Origin of the sequence: Tsukamurella sputi (assembly GCF_007858445.1) — a bacterium.
GTDB classification, from domain to species: domain Bacteria; phylum Actinomycetota; class Actinomycetes; order Mycobacteriales; family Mycobacteriaceae; genus Tsukamurella; species Tsukamurella sputi.
Genome location: NZ_VIGV01000065.1, coordinates 1 through 660, shown reverse-complemented (window position 1 = coordinate 660; position 660 = coordinate 1). Strand labels below are relative to the sequence as shown.

General features: G+C 64.8%; 1 protein-coding gene. It reads right to left on the bottom strand.

Translation table 11 applies throughout. The annotated features are described in order from the left end of the window. Positions 1–130: 130 nt before the first annotated feature. A complete protein-coding gene (locus FK268_RS23180; RefSeq protein WP_146437807.1) occupies positions 131–583 on the bottom strand; it encodes a hypothetical protein in 453 nt (150 codons plus the stop codon). Positions 584–660 lie beyond the last annotated feature (77 nt).

Here is a 660-nt window from a genome sequence, read left to right as displayed (position 1 = left end):
GGCGCTGTGCCCGCTCGTGGTCGGGCCCTCGTTGGGTGATCTTCGGTGGCGAATCCGGCGGCCCCGATCCATGGCGTCTCCTCCGGAGCTCCTTCCTTCTCCGCAGAGCCAATACGTCACAGTGACGTAATCACGGCTGGTAGGCGTGGATCGCACGGCTCGCACCGGAGATCAGGCGGTCCTTGGTGAAGGTGTCGGGCCGGGTCAGGAGTAGCCTGCCGGATTCGATCACCATCGCCACGATCATCCTTGCGTAGAGCTGGTGGTCGGCACCGTCGTCCGGTGTGTCCGTCGTCAACACGTTTTCAGCGATTGCTGCTGCCTGCTCGCGGCCGCGGTCGACGGCCAGCCGGAACGCGGGCGTCGCGCTGTCGACCAGTTGCAGGATGGCTCGCCAGAGGTCGGGCGAGTCGGTGAACATGTCCAGTAGGTTCGCGTACAGGGCCAGTGCAACGTCGTCCTGCCCTCCCTGCGTTCGCGCCCGCCGTGCGGCGTCGTAGCACTGGGCGATTGCGCGCGCTTCCTCTCGGGCCAGCGATGCTCGCAGCAGGGCCGCCGAATCCTCGAAGTGCTTGTACACCACGGGCCGGTTTTTTTTTAATGCTACGGCGACCGCCGAGATCTACACCTTGTGCACTCCGTGATCGACAATGACCGTCA